At 43.5% G+C, this 531-nt stretch carries 1 protein-coding gene; it reads right to left on the bottom strand.

What is annotated here, in order from left to right; translation table 11 throughout:
- A partial coding sequence (locus tag R7R78_RS29185) for a PhzF family phenazine biosynthesis protein (RefSeq protein ID WP_225474975.1) occupies positions 1-434 on the bottom strand: 434 nt, incomplete at its 3' end.
- Between the last annotated feature and the right edge of the window lie 97 nt (positions 435-531).

Raw genomic sequence — 531 nt, 5'->3', positions numbered from 1 at the left:
ACAACAACCAAATCACGCGTTGTAAAAGCATCTATGGGGCGATTGGAGAAGCCTGAAATATCCAAGGGGATGGCATGAGGCTTGGCTTGCCAACTTGGCATCACAATCCTGTACATTCCATCCAGTTCAGAAACAGTAATATGACCATGCGAACTTTGAAGAATGACCTCATTCCGATGATATTTAGAAATGAGCGCGGCTCCTGCGCCTAAACTCCCATGTCCGCATAAGTTGATTTCCCCTGCCAGAGTAAACCAACGAATGTGGTAGTCACTGCCAGACTTAACCACAAATGATGTGACAGGTTGAGCGACCTGATGAGTGATTTGAAGTAACTCAGAATCACTCAGCCAGTGATTTAGTTCGACAACGCCACAAGGGTTACCTTGAGCCAACTCATCACAAAATACATCATATATTTGCGCTTTACTCATCCACCATCCTTGCGGTTTAATAACGCGTTAAAAAATATAAAAATAAAAGCGTTAGAGACTCCTAACGCTCACTTTAAATGTTGCTTGCAGGCAGCTA

This window comes from Vibrio sp. 2134-1, assembly GCF_033339495.1.
This window is presented reverse-complemented; position numbering and strand designations above follow the sequence as displayed.